The organism is Nocardiopsis protaetiae (genome assembly GCF_045446735.1).
GTDB classification, from domain to species: domain Bacteria; phylum Actinomycetota; class Actinomycetes; order Streptosporangiales; family Streptosporangiaceae; genus Nocardiopsis; species Nocardiopsis protaetiae.
Genome location: NZ_JBJJBV010000117.1, coordinates 1 through 19,353, shown reverse-complemented (window position 1 = coordinate 19,353; position 19,353 = coordinate 1). Strand labels below are relative to the sequence as shown.

The following is a 19,353-nucleotide window of genomic DNA, read 5'->3' as shown; positions in this document are numbered from 1 at the left end:
CGCCCTGGCGGAGGCGGGCTACGTGGAGTCGCGCCGGGGCCGCACCGGCGGCACCTTCGTCACCTACGTCCGGCCCCGGCCCAGCCGGGCCGAGGCCCGGCGGGTGCTCGAAGGCATGGCCGTGGACCTGGACGACCTGTTCGCGTTCCGGCGGGCCCTGGAGATCGGCGCGGCGACGCTGCTGGCCGAGCGGGGGCTCACCGCCGAGCAGGACCGGCTGCTCACCGGGCGACTGAACGCGGTGGACGGGGCGGAGGTCGCCGACTACCGGCGTCTGGACACCGTCTTCCACCTGACCCTGGCCGAGCTGGCCGGGTCGCCGTCGCTGGCGGCGGCGCTGACGGACGTGCGGATGCGGGTCAACGACCTGCTCGACGCCATGCCGATGCTGGTCAAGAACCTGGAGCACAGCAGCGCCCAGCACCGGGCGATCGTGGCGGCGGTGCGCGCGGGCGACCCCGACGCCGCGCGCCGCGCGGTGGGCGAGCACCTGGAGGGCAGCGAGGCCCTCATGCGCGGCTTCCTCTCCTAGGACGCGTGGCCCCGGAGCCCTTCCCCTTCGATCGCAGCCATGCCCGGTCGGTGCCCCGGGGGGCGTCCGCCGGTGGAACGGCCGCACCCGCACGGGACGGTGAGGCGCCCATGGGCGGTTTCCCCCGCGTCTTCCCCCGCGTCCCCGGCGCCTCTTTCCCCTCCCTGGTCCCGTGCTCACCACACTCCTTGTTCGGAACTCGGTTACGGGTTAGCTTGATCGTGATGTCAGATACCGAACACGAACACGCACCGGACGACCTGGTGGCCGCGGCGCTCCGCGCCGCCGACCGGACGGGAAGGGACGTGGCCGACGTGCCGCTCGTCGAGATCGCGCGGGAGGCGGGGGTCTCCCGCAGCACCCTCCTGCGCCGCCTCGGGGGCAGGCGCGGGGCCCTGGACGCGGCGGTCCGCGCGGCCGGGGTGGACCCCGGCGGGCGCCCGCCCGTACGCGAACGGGCCGTGGCGGCCGGGGCGCGCCTGCTGAGCGAGGCGGGCCTGGCGGCCACCACCCTGGAGGCCGTCGCGGTCGCCGCCGACTGCTCGGTGCACAGCCTGTACGCCGCCTTCGGCTCGCGCGACGACCTGCTGGCGGAGATCTTCGAGCGGTACAGCCCGCTGCCCGACCTGGAGGCCTACCTGGCCGACCCGGGCGAGGACCTGGCCGCGGCCGTCCTGGGCGTCCACCTGCGGCTGGCCCGCGCCTTCACCAGCGAACCCCGGGTGATGCCCGCCCTGCTGGCCGACGTGTTCGCCCGGCCCACCGGCCCCACCCGGGACATGATGGCGACCCGCTTCTTCCCCCGCGCCCTGGCCGCCATGGGCGGCTGGCTGACCCGGGAGGTCGCCGCCGGGCGCGTCCGGGACCTGCCCCTGCCCCTGCTGGTCCAGCAGCTGCTCGCCCCCACCGTCGTCCACTTCGCGCTGCGCCCGGCCCTGACCGGCGTGCCCGGCGTGAGCTTCCCCGACATGGAGGCGACCTGCGCCGTGTTCGGCCGGGCCTTCCTCCGTGCCGTGGCGACCGACCCGCCGCAGTGACCCAGGGGCGGCCGCACCGCCCCGGAACCGGGAGATCCCGATGACCGAACGCACGACCTGCCTGATCGCCGGCGGCGGCCCCGCCGGGATCGTGCTCGGCCTGCTGCTCGCCCGAGCGGGCGTGGCGGTGACCGTGCTGGAGAAGCACGACGACTTCCTGCGCGACTTCCGCGGCGACACCGTCCACCCCTCCACGGTCCGGCTGATGGACGAACTCGGCCTGGGCGAGCGGTTCGCCGCCCTGCCGCAGAGCCCCCTGGACCGGGTCGCCTTCCCTCTCGGCGGGGGGCGGACCGTGACCGTCGCCGACTTCCGCCGCCTGCCCGGCCGCTACCGGCACATCGCGATGGTGCCGCAGTGGGACCTGCTCGACCTGCTCGCCGAGGCGGGCCGGGAGGAGCCGTCCTTCACCCTGCGGATGGGCACCGAGGTCACCGGCCTGCTCCGGGAGGGCGGCCGGGTGGTCGGCGCCCGCTACCGGGGACCCGACGGCGAGGGCGGGATCCGCGCCGACCTCACCGTGGGCTGCGACGGCCGCCGGTCGCTGGTGCGCCGGGAGGCCGGGCTGGTCTCCAAGGAGTTCCCGGTGGGCATCGACGCCTGGTGGTTCCGGCTGCCCGAGGAGGACGGCGGGCTCACGGCGCTCACCCCCCGGGCCGGGCTGGGCCGCTTCCTCATTGTCATCCCGCGCGAGGGGTACCTCCAGGTCGCCTACATCGCCCGCAAGGGGACCGACGCACGGCTGCGCGCCCGGGGCATCGAGGCCTTCCGGGCCGACATCTCCGAGCTGGTCCCGGAGCTGGCCGACCGGACCGCAGCCCTGGAGTCCATGGACGACGTCAAGCACCTGGACGTGCGGCTCGACCGGCTGCGCCGTTGGCACGCCGAGGGGGTGCTGTGCATCGGGGACGCCGCGCACGCGATGTCCCCGATCGGCGGGGTCGGCATCAACCTCGCCGTGCAGGACGCGGTGGCGGCGGCGACCCTGCTGGCGGAACCGCTGCGCGAGGGCCGCGCCGACACCCGCGCCCTGGCCCGGGTGCGCGGGCGCCGGCTGCTGCCGACCGCCGTCGTCCAGCGCCTCCAGCGGACCATGGAGAAGGTCATGGCCGAGCCGATGATCCAGGGGAAACGGCTGGGCCCGCCCGCGCCGCTGGTCTGGGTGATGGAGCACCTGCCGTTCATGTCGGCGGTGCCCGCCCGGCTCATCGGGCTGGGCCTGCGCTCGGAACACGCCCCGGAGTTCGCCCGCCGCTGAGCCCTGTTGTCTCCCTCGCCGGGACGGCGTCCGGACCCGCACCTTTCACCCGTCCCGCACAGCCCTGGCGGCGCCCACACGCCCGTTCGGGGCGATGTCCGGACACCGCCCCTCACCGGCCCCCGCGGCATGGGCGGTGTCCGCACCTCCCGTCCCTCCCCCCGGTCAGGGCGGCGTCCGGGCACCGTGCCCCCTCACCCCTTCCCTGCGGTCTGGGCGGTGTCCGCACGCCCCGCCCCTGTCCCCTCCCCCGGGGCGGGCTCGGCGGGTTCCGGGGCGGCCGGGCGGCGGGGACCGCCCAGGGCGGTGAGGGAGACGCCGCCCACCAGCAGCACCGCGGCCAGCAGGTTGAGCGGGGTGATCGCCTCGCCCAGGAACACCCAGGCCGAGAGCATCCCGAACACCGGGACGAGCAGCGTGAACGGGGCGACCGACGAGGCGTCGTGTTCGCGCAGCAGGAACCCCCACACGCCGAACCCGAACACGGTCGCCACCCAGGCGATGAACAGCAGCGCGCTCAACCCGGCCAGGTCCAGCCCGCGCAGCGCCGCCAGGCCCGCTTCCGGCCCCTCCACGAGCAGGGACAGCGCGAACAGCGGCAGCGGCGGCACCAGGCTCACCCACACCATCCAGGACAGGGCGTCGGGCGGGGCCGCCTTGCGGGTGGCCACGTTGGCCAGCCCCCAGAACGCGGCCGCCGCGATGATCATCGAGAACGCCGCCAGCGGCCCCGAGGCGCCCTGCGCCCAGGCCGCGACGCCGATCCCGCCCAGCGCCACCGCCATGCCCAGGTAGCGCAGCGGGCGCAGCCGCTCGCCCAGGAACACCACCGCGAAGGCCGCCGTGAACACCGCCTGCACCTGGAGCACCAGGGACGTGAGCCCGGCGGGCATGCCCAGGTGCATGCCGGTGAAGACCAGCCCGAACTTGGCCACCCCCAGGGCCAGCCCGACCACGACGATCCACCCCAGGGCGACCTTGGGCCGCTTGACGAAGAAGACCGCGGGCACGGCGGCGACGAGGAAGCGCAGGGCGGTGAACAGCAGGGGCGGGAAGTGGTCGAGGCCGACCTCGATCACGACGAAGTTGACACCCCAGATCGCCGCGACGAGCACGGCCAGGAACAGGTGAAGGGGACGCATGGGTTCGATCATGGCCGCCCGGAGGATTAAGCACCAGCAAAGATTCCTACACCGTCGGATTCACCCCTGCTACATAATGGAGGGGCCCTCCCGAAAGGAGCACCCCGTGCTCGACCTCTCCCGGCTGCGCGCCCTGCACGCCGTCCACGTCCACGGCTCCGTCGCGGCCGCCGCCAAGGCCCTGGGCTACACCCCCTCGGCGATCTCCCAGCAGGTCGGCAAGCTCGAACGCGAGACCGGCACCCCGCTGCTGGAGCGGCAGGGGCGCGGCGTGGTGCTCACCGACGCCGCCACGATGCTGGTGGGCACCGCCGGCCGGGTGCTCGCCCTGGTCGAGGAGGCCGAGGTGTCCCTGGAGGAGCGGCGCGGCCGCCCCCACGGGCGGCTGGGCGTCGCGTCCTTCGCCACCGCCGCGCGCGGGCTGCTGCCCGGGGTGCTCGCCGAGCTGGCCGCCGCCCACCCCGCCCTGGACGTGCGGCTGGTCGAGGAGGACCCGCACGCCACCCCGCACATGGTCGCCCAGGGCACCGTGGACCTGGCCGTCGTGCACGACTGGGACATCGCCCCGATGAGCGTCCCCGAGGGGGTGGTGCGCGAACGCATCGGCGAGGACCGCTGCGACGTCCTGCTGCCGCCCGACCACACGCTCACCGCCCGGGAGTCGCTGACCCGCGCCGACGTGGCCGGGGAGCGGTGGATCTGCCAACCGCCGGGGACGGTGTGCCACGACTGGCTGACCCGCACGGTGCGGTCCACCGGCACCGAACCGGACATCGCCCACTACGTGGCCGAGTACCAGACCCAGCTGGCGCTGGTGGCCGCCGGGCTGGGCATCGCGGTGGTCCCGCGGCTGGGCCGGGGGCCGCTGCCCGCCGACGTGGCGGTGCGGCGGGTGGACCCGGCGCCGGTGCGGGGCCTGGCGGTGCTGTGGCGCGAGGGGGCCTCCCGCCGTCCAGCGATCACCGAGACGGTGCGGGTGCTGCGCGAGCACGCCGCCCGCCTCTGAGGCCGGCGCGGCGCGCGGCGCGCCACCCGCTTCACGCCGTGCCGCAGGCCGCTCGGCGCGCCACGGGCCGTTCGGTGCGCACGGCGGGCCGTTCAGCGCACACCACGGGCCGCACGGCACGCACGACGGGCCGCTCGGTACACACCGCGGGCCGCACGGCACACGCCACGGGCCGCACGGCACGCACGACGGGCCGCTCGGTACACACCGCGGGCCGCACGGCACACGCCACGGGCCGCACGGCACGCACGACGGGCCGCACGGCACACGCCACGGGCCGTTCGGCGCGCGCCATGCGGCGTGCGGCGCTCAGTCGGCGATGTCGGGGACGCGTTCGCCCGCCGGGACCGGCCCGGGCGCGCCGCCCTCCCCGAACGGCGACCCGCCCAGCGCCTCGCGCCCGTGCGGGGCGAGCCAGCCCTCCGGGTCGGGCCCGGCGGCCACGACCCGCGTCGGGTTGATGCCGGTGTGCACCCAGTAGTAGTGGACCCGGATGTGGTCGAAGTGCGTGGTGTCCCCGAACCCCGGGGTCTGGAACAGGTCGCGGGCGTACGCCCACAGCGCCGGGTACTCGATGAGCTTGGCGATGTTGCACTTGAAGTGCCCGTGGTACACCGCGTCGAAGCGCACCAGGGTGGTGAACAGCCGGATGTCGGCCATCGTCAGGCTCTCCCCCACCAGGTAGCGGCGGGAGGACAGGCGGGCCTCCAGGTCGTCCAGGCGGGCGAACACCCCGGCCACGGCCCGGTCGTAGCGCGCCTGGTCGGGGGCGAACCCGGCCCGGTACACACCGTTGTTGAGGTCGCGGTAGACCTCCGCGCCGACCGCCTCGATCTCCTCGCGCAGCGGCTCCGGGTACAGGTCCGGGGCGCCTTCCCGGGTGAGCGGACCCCATTCGGTGGCCAGGTCCAGGCAGAGCCGGTCGTAGTCGTTGGTGGCCAGGTACCCGGTGGCGGTGTCGACCAGGCCGGGCACGCTCACCCCGCCGGTGTAGCCGGGGTCGCGGGCCAGGTAGGCCTCGCGCAGGGCGTGGATGCCCAGCACCGGGTCCAGGCCGCCCGGGCTACCGGTCTCCTCGGTGAACACCCAGTGCGGGTCGCCGTCGATGACCTCCTGCTTCGGGTCGGTGACGGCGAGGGAGATCGCGTCCTCCAGGCCCATGAGGCGGCGGACGATGACGGTCCGGTGCGCCCACGGGCAGGCCCGGTTGACCACCAGCCGGTAGCGCCCGGGTTCGGCGGGGCGGCCGAACCGGCCGTCCGCGGTGACCCGGTCGGCGAAGGCCGCCGGATCGCGCGTGATCTCCTCCGTGGGGACTTCGTTGGCCCGCATCCCGCTTCTCCTCCCGGCACCGGCGGTGCTCCCGCACGCATCGTATCCCCGGAGCCGCGGCCCACCCGGTACCGGTACCGGCGCCGACGGCCGCGGAGGCGGGGGTCACCACTGGTCAAACTTGACTAGATGATTGCGGCGCCCTCACGCGCACCGAAGCAGGAGACTGCCACTGGTCGAATTCGACCAGACCGCCGCGGTGCGCCCATACGCGCGAAAGCGGAGATCGCCACTAGTCAAATTTGACCAGACGGCTGCGGCGCACCCACGTACGCGAAGGCGGGGACCGCCACTGGTCAAGCTTGGCTAGACGGCTGCGGCACCCGCTCCCACACCCGCTCCCGCACCCACGCACGCGAAAGCGGGCGCGTGCCTTCCGTCCTCGACACGCACCCGCCCCGCCCCGGGTCACTCCCTCCCGGGGGTCCTTCCGGCGGGGGTCACCCGCCCGTCTCCTGGCCGAGCGACCGGAGCACCTCACTCAGGTGCCCCTTGAGGGGCGCGTCGCCCTCCTCTGCCGGGCCGCGCAGGGTCAGGGTCACCACGCGCCCGTCACCGGCCAGGGCCGTGGCCAGCGCGTACCGGGCGGGGTCGGTCCCGTACCGGTACTCGAACGCGGGGTCGCCCGGCAGCCAATCGCCGCCCTGGGCGGCGAAGACCTCCTCGTACCCCTCCTCGGCGCGGGCGGGCACCCGGACCCGGTCCTCCAGAACCCGGTCCAGGTCGCCCTCCCCGCCCTCCTCCCAGGTGAGCACGGCCTCGAAGCGTTCGTCGGCGATGAGCGTGAAGACCCGCTCGTCCTGGCCCCCGTCGGCCGACTCCCACACGTTCGCGTCCAGGGAGGGCGCGGTGTCGGGGGCGGTCGAGGGGTCGGGGGACGGCTCCTCCTCGGGCGGGTCCTCGGTGCCGGGGGTGTCCGGGTCGGTCGCGTCGGAGCCACCGGAGCCGCTGGAACCGCCGGTCCCGGGGGTGTCCGTGTCCTCTCCCCCGCCCCGGCCGCCCGTGCCCGTGCCGCCGCCATCGTCCCCGCCTACGCCGTTGCCCCCGCCGTTCCCGTCCCCGCCGTTGGGCGAGCGGTCCCCGGAGCCGTCGCCGTTCCAGGCCGAGGAGTCCGAGGGCTCCGACCCGGGCGGCTCGGTGAGGTCGCCCTCGGACGAGTGGTCCTCGTACTCCTCGCCCGGGAGCCGGTCGGCGACTGCCGGCGGCTGCGCCTCCTCGGCGGTGGCCAGCCCCGGGGTGGCACCCAGCAGCACGGCCGCCGCCAGGCCCGCGGCCGGCACCACCGGCACCCCGGCCTGCGGGGGGTCGGGCAGCGGCTTCTCGGGTGGCCGCTCCCAGCGCTGGCGCTCGTCGTCCCAGCGCGGTGTCGTCGTCATCGTGTCGGACCTTCCTCGTCGTGTTCGTGGGCGGGCGTGCGCCGGAGGGGGACCGGCCCCGGCTCAGCCGCCATGGCGTTCTTCGATCGCGCACAGGGTGGAGTGCAGTTCCTGCACCGCGTGGGTGCCGCGCGCCACCTCGCCGAGCACGGTGCTGCCGCCGCGGAGCAGGCCGAGGAGGCGCTGGAGGAGCGTGGGGGTGACCTCGCCGCCCTCCTCGATGGTCTGCCGGGCGCGGCCCAGGGCGTCGTCGACCGCCTCGGTCTCGATGGTGGGGGGCCGGGCGGCCAGGGCCGTGCGCACCGCTTCCAGGTCCGCCAGGACCTTGGCGGTGAGCGCGTCGGTGCGCACCGAGGTGTTCGCCGCGCGGGAACCCTCTCCGGCGGCCAGGGCGCCGCCGGTGAAGTGCCCGCCGATCACCGTCTGCCCCGGCGGCGCGCTGACCGGGCGGGCGGTGACCGGCGGCGGCGGGGCCGCGGGCCCCTCGTTGCGGGAGGCGTCCTCGGCCGTCGCGTTCCGTCCGGTGGCCGCTGCGCCGCCGGTGAAGGACCCCCCGATGTAGAGTCCGCCCGTGGCCGGTGCGGCCTCCGGCCGCTCGGCCCCCTCGAACCGCTCGGGCTCGTCCTGCCGGTCGTAGCGGTCGTTCCGGTGTGCCATGTGTTCTCCCCTCTCGTGGTGCCGTGCTCGTGGTGCCGTGCCCTACGCGCCGGACCCGCCCCGGCTGGAGCGGTCCTGCGCGCTGGAACCCCGGCCGGTGGCGATGGCCCCGCCGTTCATCGAGCCGTCGATGAAGACGGCGCCCTCCCCGAGGTTGACGATCTGCTGCCGGAACTCGTCGGTCTCGTATCCCGCCTGCTCCAGCGCGCGGTTGACGCCCTCCGCGATACGCGTCCCCAGGGTCTTGACGTAGCGGACGATGTCCATCCGCTGGAAGTGCGACAGCTCCAGGTCGTGGGCGTGCTCGCGCAGCGAGAACACGGGTCCGCGGACCCGCCGGACCCAGTCGTCGGAGGCGATCCCGGACCCGGTGGCCCGCCGGGTCAGCAGCAGGGCGTCGACGGCCCCTCTAACACCGGTGTCGCGCTCCAGCCGCTCTTTGACGAGGTGGTCCACGTCCACGCCGGAGGTGAGCGCGTCCACCAGCAGGTCCATCACCTGGAACCGGTCGTCCAGCGGCCCCAGCAGGTAGGGGATGATCTCCAGCAGCAGGACCCCGCCCTGGGTGTGCACCCGGACGAACACGGTGACGACGACCTGCTCGTCCCAGCCCGCCACCCGGATGCGCAGGAAGTGGCGGCGCTGCTCGCCGCCCTCGCCGACGGCGGCGCGGAGGTGGTCGGCCACCCGCGCGTCGTCGGCCCCGCCCACCGGGAGCCTGCTGCGCAGCGCGCCGTACGGCAGGGCGCCGGGCAGGAACACGCATTCGGAGATCTCCAGCCCGCCGAGCCGGTCGCGGCTGTGCCCGGCCGCCGACAGGGTCAGCGACTCCAGCCGGGGCCGGATCAGGTCGATGACGGCGCGCTCGTCGAGCGGGTGTCCGGGATCGGCGCGCTCCGCGCCGCGTTTGCGCAGTTCCAGGGCGAGCGACCACGTGTTGAGTTCCACGCCCGCCCCGAGGAAGGGGTCGCCGATGCGGTACGGGATGAGCGCGGAGTACTGCTCGCGGGCGATGGTGCGCAGCGCCACCTCCTGTTCGGCGGTCACGTCGTCGGCGGGGCGGCCCCCGGTGAACGTCTCCTCGCTGAGCTCCTCGGCCAAGACGCGTTTGACGTGGTCCAGGTGGGCGCGCCGTACCAGCCAGGGGAAGACGTGGGAGTCGACCTCGCGGGCCCGCTCCACCGCGTCCCGGCCCGTGTCGCCGGGCAGGAAGTGGACGCCGATCCGGGCGCAGAACGCCAGGACGGCGAGGACCACCAGGACGACCGCCCAGGCCGACGTCCGGCCGGAGTTCGCGGAGTCGGTCCACCCGAGGACCACGAGCAGCGCGACCACCATCAGAACCACGATGAACAGGATCCGGGCGGAGGCCAGCCGACCGCGGAACTCCTCGTCGATCCGGTCGGCGCGCATGCAGTGGGCGACCACCGGCACCGCGTCGAACCCGTAGGAGGGGGCCACGACGCGGAGGTTCTCGACCACCAGGCGGTTCAGGACGGTCCTGCGGAACACCCCGTCGAGGTAGGCGCCCAGGCACAGCAGGCGGGTGACCTCGGGGGAGGTGCCGGTGGGCGCGTCGGCGGCGAACCCCCGCGCGGCCGGGTCCCCGGACCCCGACCCCGGGATGGGCGCACCGGGGTCGGGGAAACCGGAATCGGGGGAACCTGAGCCGCGGGAACCGGAATCGGGAGGACCGGGATCAGGGGGACCGGAGCCGAGGGGGACGAGGTCCGAGGGATCGGGATCACCGACCGGGAACGGCAGGGTGGTCCCGTCAGACATCGTGGACCGCCTCGAAGACGACCGTCCCCGGGGCCGGGCGGGGGCCGGGCCCCTGTGCCCCGGGGGCGGTGTCCCCGTGCCGGGCCCTCGCTCGCCCGACGGGTTCGGGTGCCGCGTGCCCCGGCCGGGTGGAGGGGCGCGGCACGTACAGGTGGCCCACGGCCCGGTACCCCTTGGCCGGGTGGGACACCTCGATCTCGTGGAAGGCGCGCGGGGGCAGGGCGGTGTACCCGCCGAGCACCGCGTCCTCGTGGGCCCGCCCGGTCAGGCCGACCACCAGCAGGGTGAGCTCCGGGTCCGCGGCGGCCAGGGCCTCCTTGAGCGGGGCGGCGTCCAGCAGCCGGTGGGTCTCGGTCATCGCGGTGCCGACGCCGTCGCCGGGCTCGGCGCCGCCGCTGTCGGGCAGCGGGCCCAGGCCGACCGCCGCGCGCAGGCGCAGCCGCAGGTCGCGGTCCTCGAACGCCAGGTGCGGCTGGGCGTCGACCAGCACCCCCTGGAGTTCGTCCATCAGGGGGTGGACGAGCAGGGGCAGGTACTCCGAGTGGACGCCGACGACGTACCCGTCGCCGGTGTGCTGGGGGAACGAGCAGTTGCGCCACAGGTCGGCCAGGTCGCAGCGTTGGAACGCCTCCGCCAGGACGTCCCGCACGGTGGTGTTGAGCAGCCTCTGGTGGCGGGAGGAGGTGCGGGAGAACCCCTCCGCGTCGAATGCCAGTACGGCGCGCTGCGGCGGCATCCTGAGGCTCGTGCGCCGGGCACGGCGAGAAATATCCGCCATGGTCTTCGTTGACTCCTCGAATGGCAAGGTGACTCACACGGTCCTCCGGAACCGCGTGGACACCACTGTCACCCGTTGGGGACAAGCCCTTTACCCAGAACTGGGCATCCGGGGGAACCTTCTCCGCGGATGTGCCCGAGAATCAGTCGTTACGCCCGCCGGGCTCGTCCGCCAGGGCGCCGCGCAGCCGGTCCGCGCCGTGGATCAGCACTTTGCCGCGTTCGGTGGACACCACCCCCGCCTCGCGCAGGCGGCGGATCTCCGTCTGGACCCAGGACAGGGAGCGGCCCACGGCCTCGCCGATCTCGCGCTGGGTCAGGTGCAGTTCGACCGTCCCGTCCCCCGGGGGCGCCGCGGGCCCGGCGAGCCGGAGCATGGTCTCGGCCAGCCGACGGCGCGAGCCGAGCTTGGCCATCTCGGTGCGCAGCGATTCGCTCTCCTGCTGCCTGCGGACGATGTGCTCCCACAGCAGGCGCTCCAGGCGCATGCTGCGCACCAGGGAGCGGAACCGGTCGCCGGAGATCACATAGGTGGTGCAGGAGCCGCGGGCCACCCGCACCGTCGCGGTGCGCGGCAGCCCGGAGAGCACCGACATCTCCCCCAGCACCTCGCCGGGGCCGCGCATCGCCATCAGCGCCTCGGTGCCGTCGCTCAGCAGGACGGAGACCTTGACGTCCCCGCCCTCCAGGACGTGGACGGAGTCCACCCGGTCCCCCTGCCCCATGATCGACGCCGACGCGCGGTGCACCCGCCGGGAGCCGGAGCTCACGAGGGCCTCCCACTGGTCGTCCCGGAGCAGCCCTCCGAAGCCCTGTCTGACCACCGCCGTGCCTCCCCGGCCGCTCGACATCCCTCCTTCCATGGTGGGCGACCGGGTCGCGCCGTCCGCGGGCGATGCGTCGGGCGTTGTCCAAGCGTGACGTCATATGACCGGACATGTTCCGGAGGCGCGGGAAAGGGGCGCGGGAAAAAGGACTGCGCCGGACGGAGGGCAGGACGTAGTGTGGCGCGCGTGGAAGGGCTGAACGGCTTCGGCACCGCGATCCTCGTCGAGGGCGAGAGCGATCGCGCCGCCCTGCTGGCCCTGGCCCGGCGGCGCGGGATGGACCCGCAGGCCCTGGGCGCGGTGATCGTGCCGATGGGCGGGGCCACCAACGTCGGCCACCACGTGGCCCGGCTGGGCCCGCGGGGCGCCGGGCTGCGGCTGGTGGGGCTGTGCGACGCCGCCGAGGAGCGGCACTTCGCGCGGGCGTTCGCCGGGGCGGGCCTGGGCCGGGACTTCCACGTGTGCGTGGACGACCTGGAGGACGAGCTGATCCGGGCGCTGGGCGTGGCCGGGGTGGAACGGGTGATCGCCGGGCAGGGCCGGGAGCGGTCGCTGCGGACCTACCGCAGGCAGCCCGCGCACCGGGGGCGGCCCGCCGACCGGCAGCTGCACGGGTTCATGAGCAACCAGAAGGAGCGCTACGCGCGGGCGATGGCGGACGCCCTGTCCCCCGACCGGGTGCCCGGACCGCTGGCGGCGGTGCTGGCGGCGCTGGAGGCGGCGGCCGGAACCGGGTGAGCCCGGGCCGCTCAGGCGCCGGGCGCGCCGCGCGGGCGGGGCACGGCCCATCGGAGCGCGGGCCCATCGCGCCGGATCCGGCTCTCGGAGCGCGGCCCCTCAGGCGGCGACCTCGGAGCTTGGGCCCATCGTGTCGGGTGCGGCTCTCGGAGCGCGGCCCCTCAGGCGGCGGCCGGGGAGACCGCCACCGGAACGGTGTGAACGGCGCGCCGAGCGTGCCGGGTACGCCCCGCGAAGCGTGGGCCTGCCGCGTCCGGCGGCCCCCTCAGGCGGCCGCCGGGGTGCGCAGGTACTCCACCACCTGGCGGGCGACGGTCCGCCCGGCCCGGTTGGCGCCGATGGTGCTGGCCTGCGGACCGTACCCGGCCAGGAACACCCGCGGGTCGCGCACCGCGCGCCCCTCCTCCACCATCACCCCGCCCCCGGGTTCGCGCAGCCCCAGCGGGGCCAGGTGGGTGAGCTCGGAGCGGAAGCCCGTGGCCCAGATGATCGCGTCCACGGGCTCGAAGGAGCCGTCGGCCCAGCGCAGCCCGTCGGGTTCGACGGCGGTGAACATGGGGCGGGCCACCAGGAGTCCGCGTTCGGCGGCGGCCAGGTTGCGCGGGGTGGCGGGCAGGCCCGTGCCGCTGGAGATGCTCGGCAGCGGACGCCCGGCGCGGGCGGCCTCGTCGGCCCGGCGGACCGCGGTGATCCCGGCCTCGGGGTCGTCGACGAACCGCACCGGGCGGCGGGTCACCCAGACGGTCGCGGCGGCCACCCCCTCCAGTTCGTGCAGGAATCCGGTGGCGGAGGTCCCCCCGCCCACCACGGCCACGCGCAGGCCCGCGAAGTCCCGCGCGGACCGGTACTGCGGGGTGGACACCTGCACGCCCCGGAAGTCGGCGGCGCCTGCGAAGTAGGGCCGGAAGGGGCGGGCCCAGGTGCCGCTGGCGTTGACCAGCGCCCGGGTGAGCAGCACGCCGCGGTCGGTCTCCACCCGCAGGCGGTCGTCGCCGGCCTCGCGGACCGCCGTGACCTCGACCGGGCGGCGCACCCGCAGGTCGAAGGCGCGCTCGTAGCGGTCGTAGTACTCGCGGACGATGTCGCGGGCCGGGCGGGTGCCGTCGGCGGTGGCGAAGCTGAGCCCGATCTCCCGCATGCCCGGCAGGTCGTCGACCTTGTGGGCGTCGTCCAGGCGCAGCGCCTCCCAGCGGAACTGCCAGGCCCCGCCGGAGGCGGGCCCCCGGTCCAGGACCACCGCGTCGGTGCCCGGGACCAGGCCCAGGCGGCGCAGGTGCCAGGCCACCGACAGCCCGGCCTGGCCCGCGCCCACCACGACCGCCTCGGCCTCCTGCGGCTCCGGTGCGGTGCCCGTCATGGCGTCCCCCTTCGCTTCGTCGCCGTCCATGGGCAACAACGCGCGGCGGGGTTTCTTCCCGGCAGGTCAGGGGCGGTCACTGCGCGTCCTTGAACTCCTGGATCATGGTGTCGGAGGCGTGCACGCACATGATGCGCAGGCGTCCGGTGCCGGAGTTGACGAACCCGTGCCACACCCGGGGGCCGACCACCGCGGTGTCCCCGGCGCGGGCCACCAGGCGTTCCTCGCCGATGGTGATGGTGGCCTCGCCCTCCAGGACGGTCCAGGTCTCGGTGTAGGGGTGGCGGTGCAGGCCGGGGCCCTGGCCGGGCTCGTTGTCGACCAGGAAGAAGCTGATGCCGGAGCCGTACTCGCGGCCCTCGAAGCGCGCGGTGCGGCGGGCCTCGCCGACGGCGATCTCGTCGAACGGGATGGCGCGGGGGGTGGCGGCGGGAGTGGCGGTGTCCATGGTGGTGTCTCCTGTGGGTGGCTGCCGGGCGGTCCCTGTGACCGCCGTTCGGGCGATGGCCCCACACTGGCGGCCGGGAACCTGAGGGCTCTACTGTTTCGACATGGATCGAAAGAGCGCCCGGTTCCACATCGGCGCGGACGACGTGTCGGCCATCCGGTTCGGGGTGTCCCCGGGGCATGAGCTGGCGCACGCGGTGCGCGTCCTGCTGAACCCGCAGCGGCACCCGCTCCAGTGGGGGTGGCTGCGGTCGGTGCGGACGGCGGTGCCGGGGCCGGCCATGGACCGGCTGGCCGCGGTGGTCCGCCGGGACGGCTACATCCCGGACTTCCTCACCGCCGCCCCGACCTGGGACATGACCCCGCAGGACGAGATCGAGCGGCTGCGCCGGGCGCCGATGGACGGTGTCCGTCTGGACCTGAACAAGGTGCTGGTGCGCTCGGAGGGGCGCGCCAGGGACCTCGTGGCGCGGATGATCGAGCGCCCGCGGCGGACCCGGGACATGCTCGCCGACGCCTGGGAGCAGGTGTGGGAGGCGACGATGGCCCCGCACTGGCCGCAGATCCGCCGCCTGCTGGGCGCCGACATCGACCTGCGGATGCGGCGGATGGGCGCGGGCGGGGTGGGCGCCATGGTGGCGACCCTGCACGAGACGGTGCGCTGGCACCGCAACACCATCGAGGTGTCGCTGCGCCTGCACGACGAGGACGTGCGGTGCGAGGGCAGCGGGGTGGTGCTCGCCCCGTCGGTGATGGGGACCGCCCGGTGCGCGGTGCTCACCGAGCCGCCGATCCAGCCCACCCTGTTCTATCCGGTGGACGGGCTGGCCGAGACGTGGATCCACGGCGCGGCCGCCGAGGAGGCGCTGGCCGACCTGCTGGGCGCAGGCCGGGCCCGGGTGCTGGCCTGCCTGGACGGGCCCCGGACCACCTCGGAGGTGGGGGCCGCATGCGCGATGGCGGTGTCCACGGCCTCCCACCACCTGGCGGTGCTGCGCCGCTCCCGCCTGGCGCACGCCCGCCGCGAGGGGAACCGGGTCCTGCACACCCGCACCCCGCTGGGCGAGACCCTGCTGGGCCGCGGCTGAGGCATAACCCCGCGAATTCCCATAATTCTCATATGTGAATTCATTTGACCATCGCTTTGCCTCGACTTTTCCCCTGCTTTAATTCCCGGGATCCTATGATCCTCTCGGTTCGGAAAACACACCCGCGCGCCCCGCGCGGGTCCATTCCGGACGCCCTTCACCGGGAACACAGAAGAGGTGGTTCGTGAAGTTCACCAAGACGCTCGCCGTCGCCGCCATGACGACCGTCATCACCCTCGGCCTGGCCTCACCCGCGGCCGCGGTCGAACCGAACCCGCAGTGCGAGAGCACCGGCAACAAGACCCCCTGCTGGGAGTACTACTCCTGGTACTGGACCTACTCCGCCTGCCACGCGGAGGGGCGCAAGCAGGTGGAGAGCCCCCGCTACTCCGACTACCTCTGTGACGGCGGGGCCACCGTATACCTTTGGTTGCGGCGGGTCTGAACCGATTTCCGATAAAGGGGCCCCGTCGATTCCGGCGGGGCCCTCCCCGTTCGAACACGGCGACCCGGAGAACCGGTTTTTCGGAAATCCATCCGAGGCCCGTACCACGATCACGGACGACCGGAAACCGATTTCCGGCACGGACACGGAATCAGAACCGGCGCGGGGCTGTTGCCACCGGCATGACCGAGTCCTCCCCCGTGCTGTACGGCACCTTCACCGTCCCCTTCACCCTGGCCGCCGCCCCCGACCGCGTGTTCGCCGGGTTCTCCGACGAGCCGCTGCGCCGCCGCTGGTTCCGCATGCCGGGACCGTCGGCAACGGCCCGCCACCGTTTGGACTTCCGGACCGGCGGAACCGAGGAGGCCGAGAGCGTCTTCCCCGGCGCGGCGGGGCCCGAGGAGCTGGAGTACCGCTCCCGGTTCCTGGACATCGTGCCGGGCCGGCGGATCGTGTACGGGTACCGGGCCCGGGTGAACGGGGTGACCCGGTGGACCTCCCAGGCGATCCTGGAGTTCGCGCCGACGGCCGAGGGGACCCTGCTGACCTGGACCGAGCAGTACGCCTTCCTGGTGTTGACCGGTGACGGCTCCCAGGACGTCGCCCACCTGGAGGGCGCCACCCGGCTGCGCCTCAACGGGCTCGCCGCCCTGGTGGAGGACTCCGCCGTTCCCAAGGGCCCGCTCACCCGCCCGCGCCGGTAGCCGCCGGGAGCCCCGGCGCGTCACCGATCCGGCCAGACCCCGTGCTGTTCGGCCTCCGGCGACCGGCCCCCGCTCGACCGGGCGGCGACCAGGAGGAGCCCGCTCGCCAGGAACCCCGCCCACGGCCACAAGGGGCTCAGCACCTCGTCGGCGGGCGCCGCCTGCATGACGCCGCGGGGGTCGCGGGCCACCTCCATGGCCTGCCCGACCTCCGCTTCGGGGGGCGAGAAGTACCTCTCCGACACCACAGCGGTCCCGCGGCAGTCCCACTCAATGTCGTAGTAAACGACCGCCTCCTCGTCGTAGCCCCGCCGACGGTGGTATGCGCCGGCGGTCTTCTGCGATGTGTCCTGCACGGTGCACAGTTCGACCACCGCATGCGTGCGGTAGGCCCGGTCCCGCCCGAGGAAATGGGCGGAGCCCAGCAGCAGCGGGACGGTCGCGAAGCAGACGAAGACCATGAACACGGGCATCTTGGAGCCCTTCAGGGCCCCGACCAGGAAGAGGACGCAGCCCAGCACCCAGGCGAGGGAGAGCACGAGGCTCCGGGCCGTGTTCGGCGCGCCGTAGTACAGGTAGGAGGCGGCCCCCACCGCGGCCGCCGCGACGAACGCCAGCACGAACGCGACCGGCATCCCAGGCCGCAGCGGCCGCACCTTCTCCTCCGGGTAGTCCATGTCCTCGTCGTCGGGCCACACCGTCGTCCCACCCCGCCCCTTCGCCGTCGTGCGGTTCGCGGGTGTGACGGGGTCCCGGGAAGGGCGGTTCCCCTGCGGGTGCGGGGATCTAGGCCGACAGGTCCTCCTCGACCGTGCCGATCCGGACCAGCATGAGCGCGCCCAGGGCGGAGAGGCAGGTCAGGGCGGGGGTGAGGATCCAGAAGGCGTCCTCGGGCGGCAGTGGCCGGAACCGGCCCTGGGGGTCGTACGCCATCTCGATCCGGTCGCCCTTCTCCGCCAGGGGTTCGGGGTCGTCGATGACCGTGGCCGTCCTGGTCCCCGCACAGTCCAGTTCGAGGCCGTGGAAGTCCTCGCGGCTTCTCAACATCTCGGCGGCCGGTACGTCCGTCACCGTGCACACGGCGGTCACGGCGACCTCCTCGTAGACCAGCCCGCGCACGGTGAAGTGGGTGGCGCCCAGCAGTGCGGGCACCGCGAGCAGGTAGAGGACGACGGCCCACCACCGGACCTGGTCGTACCACCAGAACAGCAGGATCCCGGCCCCGATCAGCCAGGCCGCCCAGATCGCCGTCGTCCCCACCAGGCCCGGGACCAGGAGGTACGCCACGGTCGCGAGGGCCATCAGCGCCGCGGCGGCGAGCGGCGGGCCGACCGTGACCGCCCAGAGCACCCGCTGCGAAACCGACCTCTGCCCGTGTACATCCCTGTCCGCCACGCCCCTCGGACGACACCCGGCGGTCCGCGGTTCCCGGATGTCACATCCGGGTGCCGCGGACCGTCATCAGGGTGGAACCCGTTCGCCGAAGCACCCGAAGGACACCGATGTCCCTCCTGCACCTCGCCGCCTCGCTGCCCGCTGTGGTCGCCTGCGGCGCCGCGTCGATCGCCAACCTGACCGGCCACCGCCACCCGCGCGAGCAGGCCGACCTACTGGGGGTGCCGCACACGTGGATCCCGGTCCTGGGCTCCCTGCTCGGCGCGGGCGCCCTGGGGCTGCTGGTCGGCGCGGCCGTGCCCGCGGTGGGCCTGGCCGCCGCGGCCGGGCTCGTGCTCTACTTCGCCGGCGCCCTCGTCACCCACCTGCGGGCCGGGGACCTCCACCTGGGCGCCTGGGCCCTGTTCTTCGGGGCGTCGGCGCTGGCGCTCGCCGCCCACCTGCCGTGGTGAGATCCCCGGCCGCGCGGCTCACGCGGCGTACGCGTGGGCCGGGTAGGTCAGGTAGCCCCGGTCGCCGCCCTGGTAGTAGGTGGACTCGTCGGCCGGGGCCAGGGGCAGGCCCGTGCGCAGGCGTTCGACGAGGTCCGGGTTGGCGAGGAAGGCGCGGCCGAAGCTCACCAGGTCGGCGCCCAGGCCGAGCCAGTGGTCGGCGGCGCTCCGGTCGGTCCACTTGGGCTCCCCGGGCACGGACGGGTTCATGATCAGCGTCCCGGGCCAGGCGCGGCGCAGCTCCAGCAGCAGGTCCTCGTCGGCGGTGCCCTCCAGGTGGACGTAGGCCAGGCCGAGCCGGGCCAGCTCGCGCAGGAGGGCGGTGTACTGGTCGAGCACGTCGGTCTCGACCGCTCCCCAGATCACCCCGTTCGGGGACAGCCGGATGCCGGTCCGGTCCGCGCCCACGGCGTCGGCGGTGGCGGCGGCCGCCTCGACGGCGAACCGGATCCGGTTGGCCACCGACCCGCCGTAGGCGTCCGTGCGCCGGTTGACCTCGGAGGAGAGGAACTGGGAGATGAGGTAGCCGTTGGCCCCGTGCAGTTCGACCCCGTCGAACCCGGCGCCCACGGCCCGGCGCGCGGCCTCGGCGTAGGAGGCGGCCTGCCCTGGCACCTCCCCGGTCTCCAGGGCTCGCGGCGCCGAGGCGGGCCGGGGCCCGCTCGGGGTGAACACCTCGCCCGCCACGCGCAGGTCGGACGGGCCGACCGGCTGCAATCCGGTGGTGTCGCGGTGGGAGACCCGGCCGCCGTGCATGATCTGGGCGAAGATCCTCCCGCCGTTGGCGTGCACCGCGGAGGTCACCTGCTCCCAGGAGGCGGCCTGCGCGGCGGTGGCGAGCCCGGGCGTGCCCGGGTTGCTCTGCCCGACCCGGTTGGGGTGCGCGCCCTCGCCGATGATCAGCCCGGCGGTGGCCCGCTGGGCGTAGTAGGCGGCCATGGACGGGGTGGCCAGCCCGTCGG

General features: G+C 74.6%; 21 protein-coding genes. 9 read left to right on the top strand and 12 right to left on the bottom strand.

The window, feature by feature from the left end:
• From ACJOT3_RS18510 to ACJOT3_RS18500, 3 genes are all read left to right on the top strand, one after another.
• A partial coding sequence (locus ACJOT3_RS18510; protein WP_406974096.1) for a FadR/GntR family transcriptional regulator occupies window positions 1-532 on the top strand: 532 nt, incomplete at its 5' end.
• 224 nt (window positions 533-756) lie between these two features.
• Window positions 757-1,569: a TetR/AcrR family transcriptional regulator gene (locus tag ACJOT3_RS18505; RefSeq protein WP_406974095.1), complete on the top strand. Its 813-nt coding sequence runs from the start codon at window positions 757-759 to the stop codon at window positions 1,567-1,569.
• Window positions 1,570-1,609: 40 nt separating this feature from the next.
• A complete protein-coding gene (locus ACJOT3_RS18500) occupies window positions 1,610-2,827 on the top strand; it encodes an FAD-dependent oxidoreductase (protein ID WP_406974094.1) in 1,218 nt (405 codons plus the stop codon).
• A gap of 194 nt (window positions 2,828-3,021) precedes the next feature.
• On the opposite strand, the gene ACJOT3_RS18495 is transcribed toward ACJOT3_RS18500, so the two are convergent.
• Entirely contained in the window at window positions 3,022-3,969 is a 948-nt protein-coding gene (locus tag ACJOT3_RS18495; protein WP_406974093.1) for an EamA family transporter, read from the bottom strand.
• Window positions 3,970-4,075: 106 nt separating this feature from the next.
• Here ACJOT3_RS18495 and ACJOT3_RS18490 point away from each other — a divergent pair, with 106 nt between their 5' ends.
• Window positions 4,076-4,975 (top strand): LysR family transcriptional regulator, encoded by a 900-nt coding sequence (locus ACJOT3_RS18490; protein WP_406974092.1) that lies wholly within the window; start codon window positions 4,076-4,078, stop codon window positions 4,973-4,975.
• Between the two features lie 309 nt (window positions 4,976-5,284).
• On the opposite strand, the gene ACJOT3_RS18485 is transcribed toward ACJOT3_RS18490, so the two are convergent.
• The 6 genes from ACJOT3_RS18485 to ACJOT3_RS18460 form a co-directional block, all read right to left on the bottom strand.
• Window positions 5,285-6,307 carry a glutathione S-transferase family protein gene (locus ACJOT3_RS18485; RefSeq protein ID WP_406974091.1) on the bottom strand — a complete coding sequence of 341 codons (1,023 nt, stop codon included), beginning with the start codon at window positions 6,305-6,307 and terminating at the stop codon, window positions 5,285-5,287.
• A 440-nt stretch (window positions 6,308-6,747) separates the two neighbouring features.
• Window positions 6,748-7,683 carry a hypothetical protein gene (locus ACJOT3_RS18480; protein WP_406974090.1) on the bottom strand — a complete coding sequence of 312 codons (936 nt, stop codon included), beginning with the start codon at window positions 7,681-7,683 and terminating at the stop codon, window positions 6,748-6,750.
• A 63-nt stretch (window positions 7,684-7,746) separates the two neighbouring features.
• Complete coding sequence (locus tag ACJOT3_RS18475; RefSeq protein WP_406974089.1) at window positions 7,747-8,340, bottom strand: hypothetical protein; 594 nt, start codon at window positions 8,338-8,340, stop codon at window positions 7,747-7,749.
• A 42-nt stretch (window positions 8,341-8,382) separates the two neighbouring features.
• Window positions 8,383-10,122 (bottom strand): AbeC-like domain-containing protein, encoded by a 1,740-nt coding sequence (locus ACJOT3_RS18470; RefSeq protein ID WP_406974088.1) that lies wholly within the window; start codon window positions 10,120-10,122, stop codon window positions 8,383-8,385.
• The gene (locus ACJOT3_RS18465; RefSeq protein WP_406974087.1) at window positions 10,115-10,858 is read right to left on the bottom strand and encodes a hypothetical protein; all 744 of its coding nucleotides are present in this window, start codon (window positions 10,856-10,858) and stop codon (window positions 10,115-10,117) included. Before ACJOT3_RS18465 ends, ACJOT3_RS18470 begins: the two co-directional genes overlap by 8 nt.
• A 184-nt stretch (window positions 10,859-11,042) precedes the next feature.
• Window positions 11,043-11,723, bottom strand: coding sequence for a Crp/Fnr family transcriptional regulator (locus tag ACJOT3_RS18460; protein ID WP_406974086.1), 681 nt, complete (start codon window positions 11,721-11,723; stop codon window positions 11,043-11,045).
• Between the two features lie 189 nt (window positions 11,724-11,912).
• Here ACJOT3_RS18460 and ACJOT3_RS18455 point away from each other — a divergent pair, with 189 nt between their 5' ends.
• Entirely contained in the window at window positions 11,913-12,464 is a 552-nt protein-coding gene (locus ACJOT3_RS18455; protein WP_406974085.1) for a TOPRIM nucleotidyl transferase/hydrolase domain-containing protein, read from the top strand.
• A gap of 265 nt (window positions 12,465-12,729) precedes the next feature.
• Here ACJOT3_RS18455 and ACJOT3_RS18450 read toward each other — a convergent pair whose 3' ends face one another.
• On the bottom strand, window positions 12,730-13,821 hold the full coding sequence (locus ACJOT3_RS18450) for an NAD(P)-binding domain-containing protein (protein ID WP_406974084.1): 1,092 nt from the start codon (window positions 13,819-13,821) through the stop codon (window positions 12,730-12,732).
• A 76-nt stretch (window positions 13,822-13,897) separates the two neighbouring features.
• Window positions 13,898-14,269: a cupin domain-containing protein gene (locus ACJOT3_RS18445; protein ID WP_406974083.1), complete on the bottom strand. Its 372-nt coding sequence runs from the start codon at window positions 14,267-14,269 to the stop codon at window positions 13,898-13,900.
• A 103-nt stretch (window positions 14,270-14,372) separates the two neighbouring features.
• On the opposite strand from ACJOT3_RS18445, the gene ACJOT3_RS18440 reads away from it, so the two are divergent.
• The 3 genes from ACJOT3_RS18440 to ACJOT3_RS18430 all read left to right on the top strand — a co-directional run bounded on the left by ACJOT3_RS18440 (window position 14,373) and on the right by ACJOT3_RS18430 (window position 16,505).
• The gene (locus ACJOT3_RS18440) at window positions 14,373-15,356 is read left to right on the top strand and encodes an ArsR/SmtB family transcription factor (RefSeq protein WP_406974082.1); all 984 of its coding nucleotides are present in this window, start codon (window positions 14,373-14,375) and stop codon (window positions 15,354-15,356) included.
• Between the two features lie 184 nt (window positions 15,357-15,540).
• Complete coding sequence (locus ACJOT3_RS18435) at window positions 15,541-15,801, top strand: hypothetical protein (RefSeq protein ID WP_406974081.1); 261 nt, start codon at window positions 15,541-15,543, stop codon at window positions 15,799-15,801.
• Window positions 15,802-15,983: 182 nt separating this feature from the next.
• Window positions 15,984-16,505 carry an SRPBCC domain-containing protein gene (locus tag ACJOT3_RS18430; protein ID WP_406974080.1) on the top strand — a complete coding sequence of 174 codons (522 nt, stop codon included), beginning with the start codon at window positions 15,984-15,986 and terminating at the stop codon, window positions 16,503-16,505.
• 20 nt (window positions 16,506-16,525) lie between these two features.
• Here ACJOT3_RS18430 and ACJOT3_RS18425 read toward each other — a convergent pair whose 3' ends face one another.
• Both ACJOT3_RS18425 and ACJOT3_RS18420 read right to left on the bottom strand, forming a co-directional pair.
• Window positions 16,526-17,203, bottom strand: coding sequence for a hypothetical protein (locus ACJOT3_RS18425; RefSeq protein WP_406974079.1), 678 nt, complete (start codon window positions 17,201-17,203; stop codon window positions 16,526-16,528).
• Window positions 17,204-17,291: 88 nt separating this feature from the next.
• Complete coding sequence (locus ACJOT3_RS18420) at window positions 17,292-17,855, bottom strand: hypothetical protein (protein WP_406974078.1); 564 nt, start codon at window positions 17,853-17,855, stop codon at window positions 17,292-17,294.
• A 152-nt stretch (window positions 17,856-18,007) separates the two neighbouring features.
• Here ACJOT3_RS18420 and ACJOT3_RS18415 point away from each other — a divergent pair, with 152 nt between their 5' ends.
• Complete coding sequence (locus tag ACJOT3_RS18415; protein ID WP_406974077.1) at window positions 18,008-18,352, top strand: DoxX family protein; 345 nt, start codon at window positions 18,008-18,010, stop codon at window positions 18,350-18,352.
• An 18-nt stretch (window positions 18,353-18,370) separates the two neighbouring features.
• On the opposite strand, the gene ACJOT3_RS18410 is transcribed toward ACJOT3_RS18415, so the two are convergent.
• A partial coding sequence (locus ACJOT3_RS18410; protein WP_406974076.1) for an oxidoreductase occupies window positions 18,371-19,353 on the bottom strand: 983 nt, incomplete at its 5' end.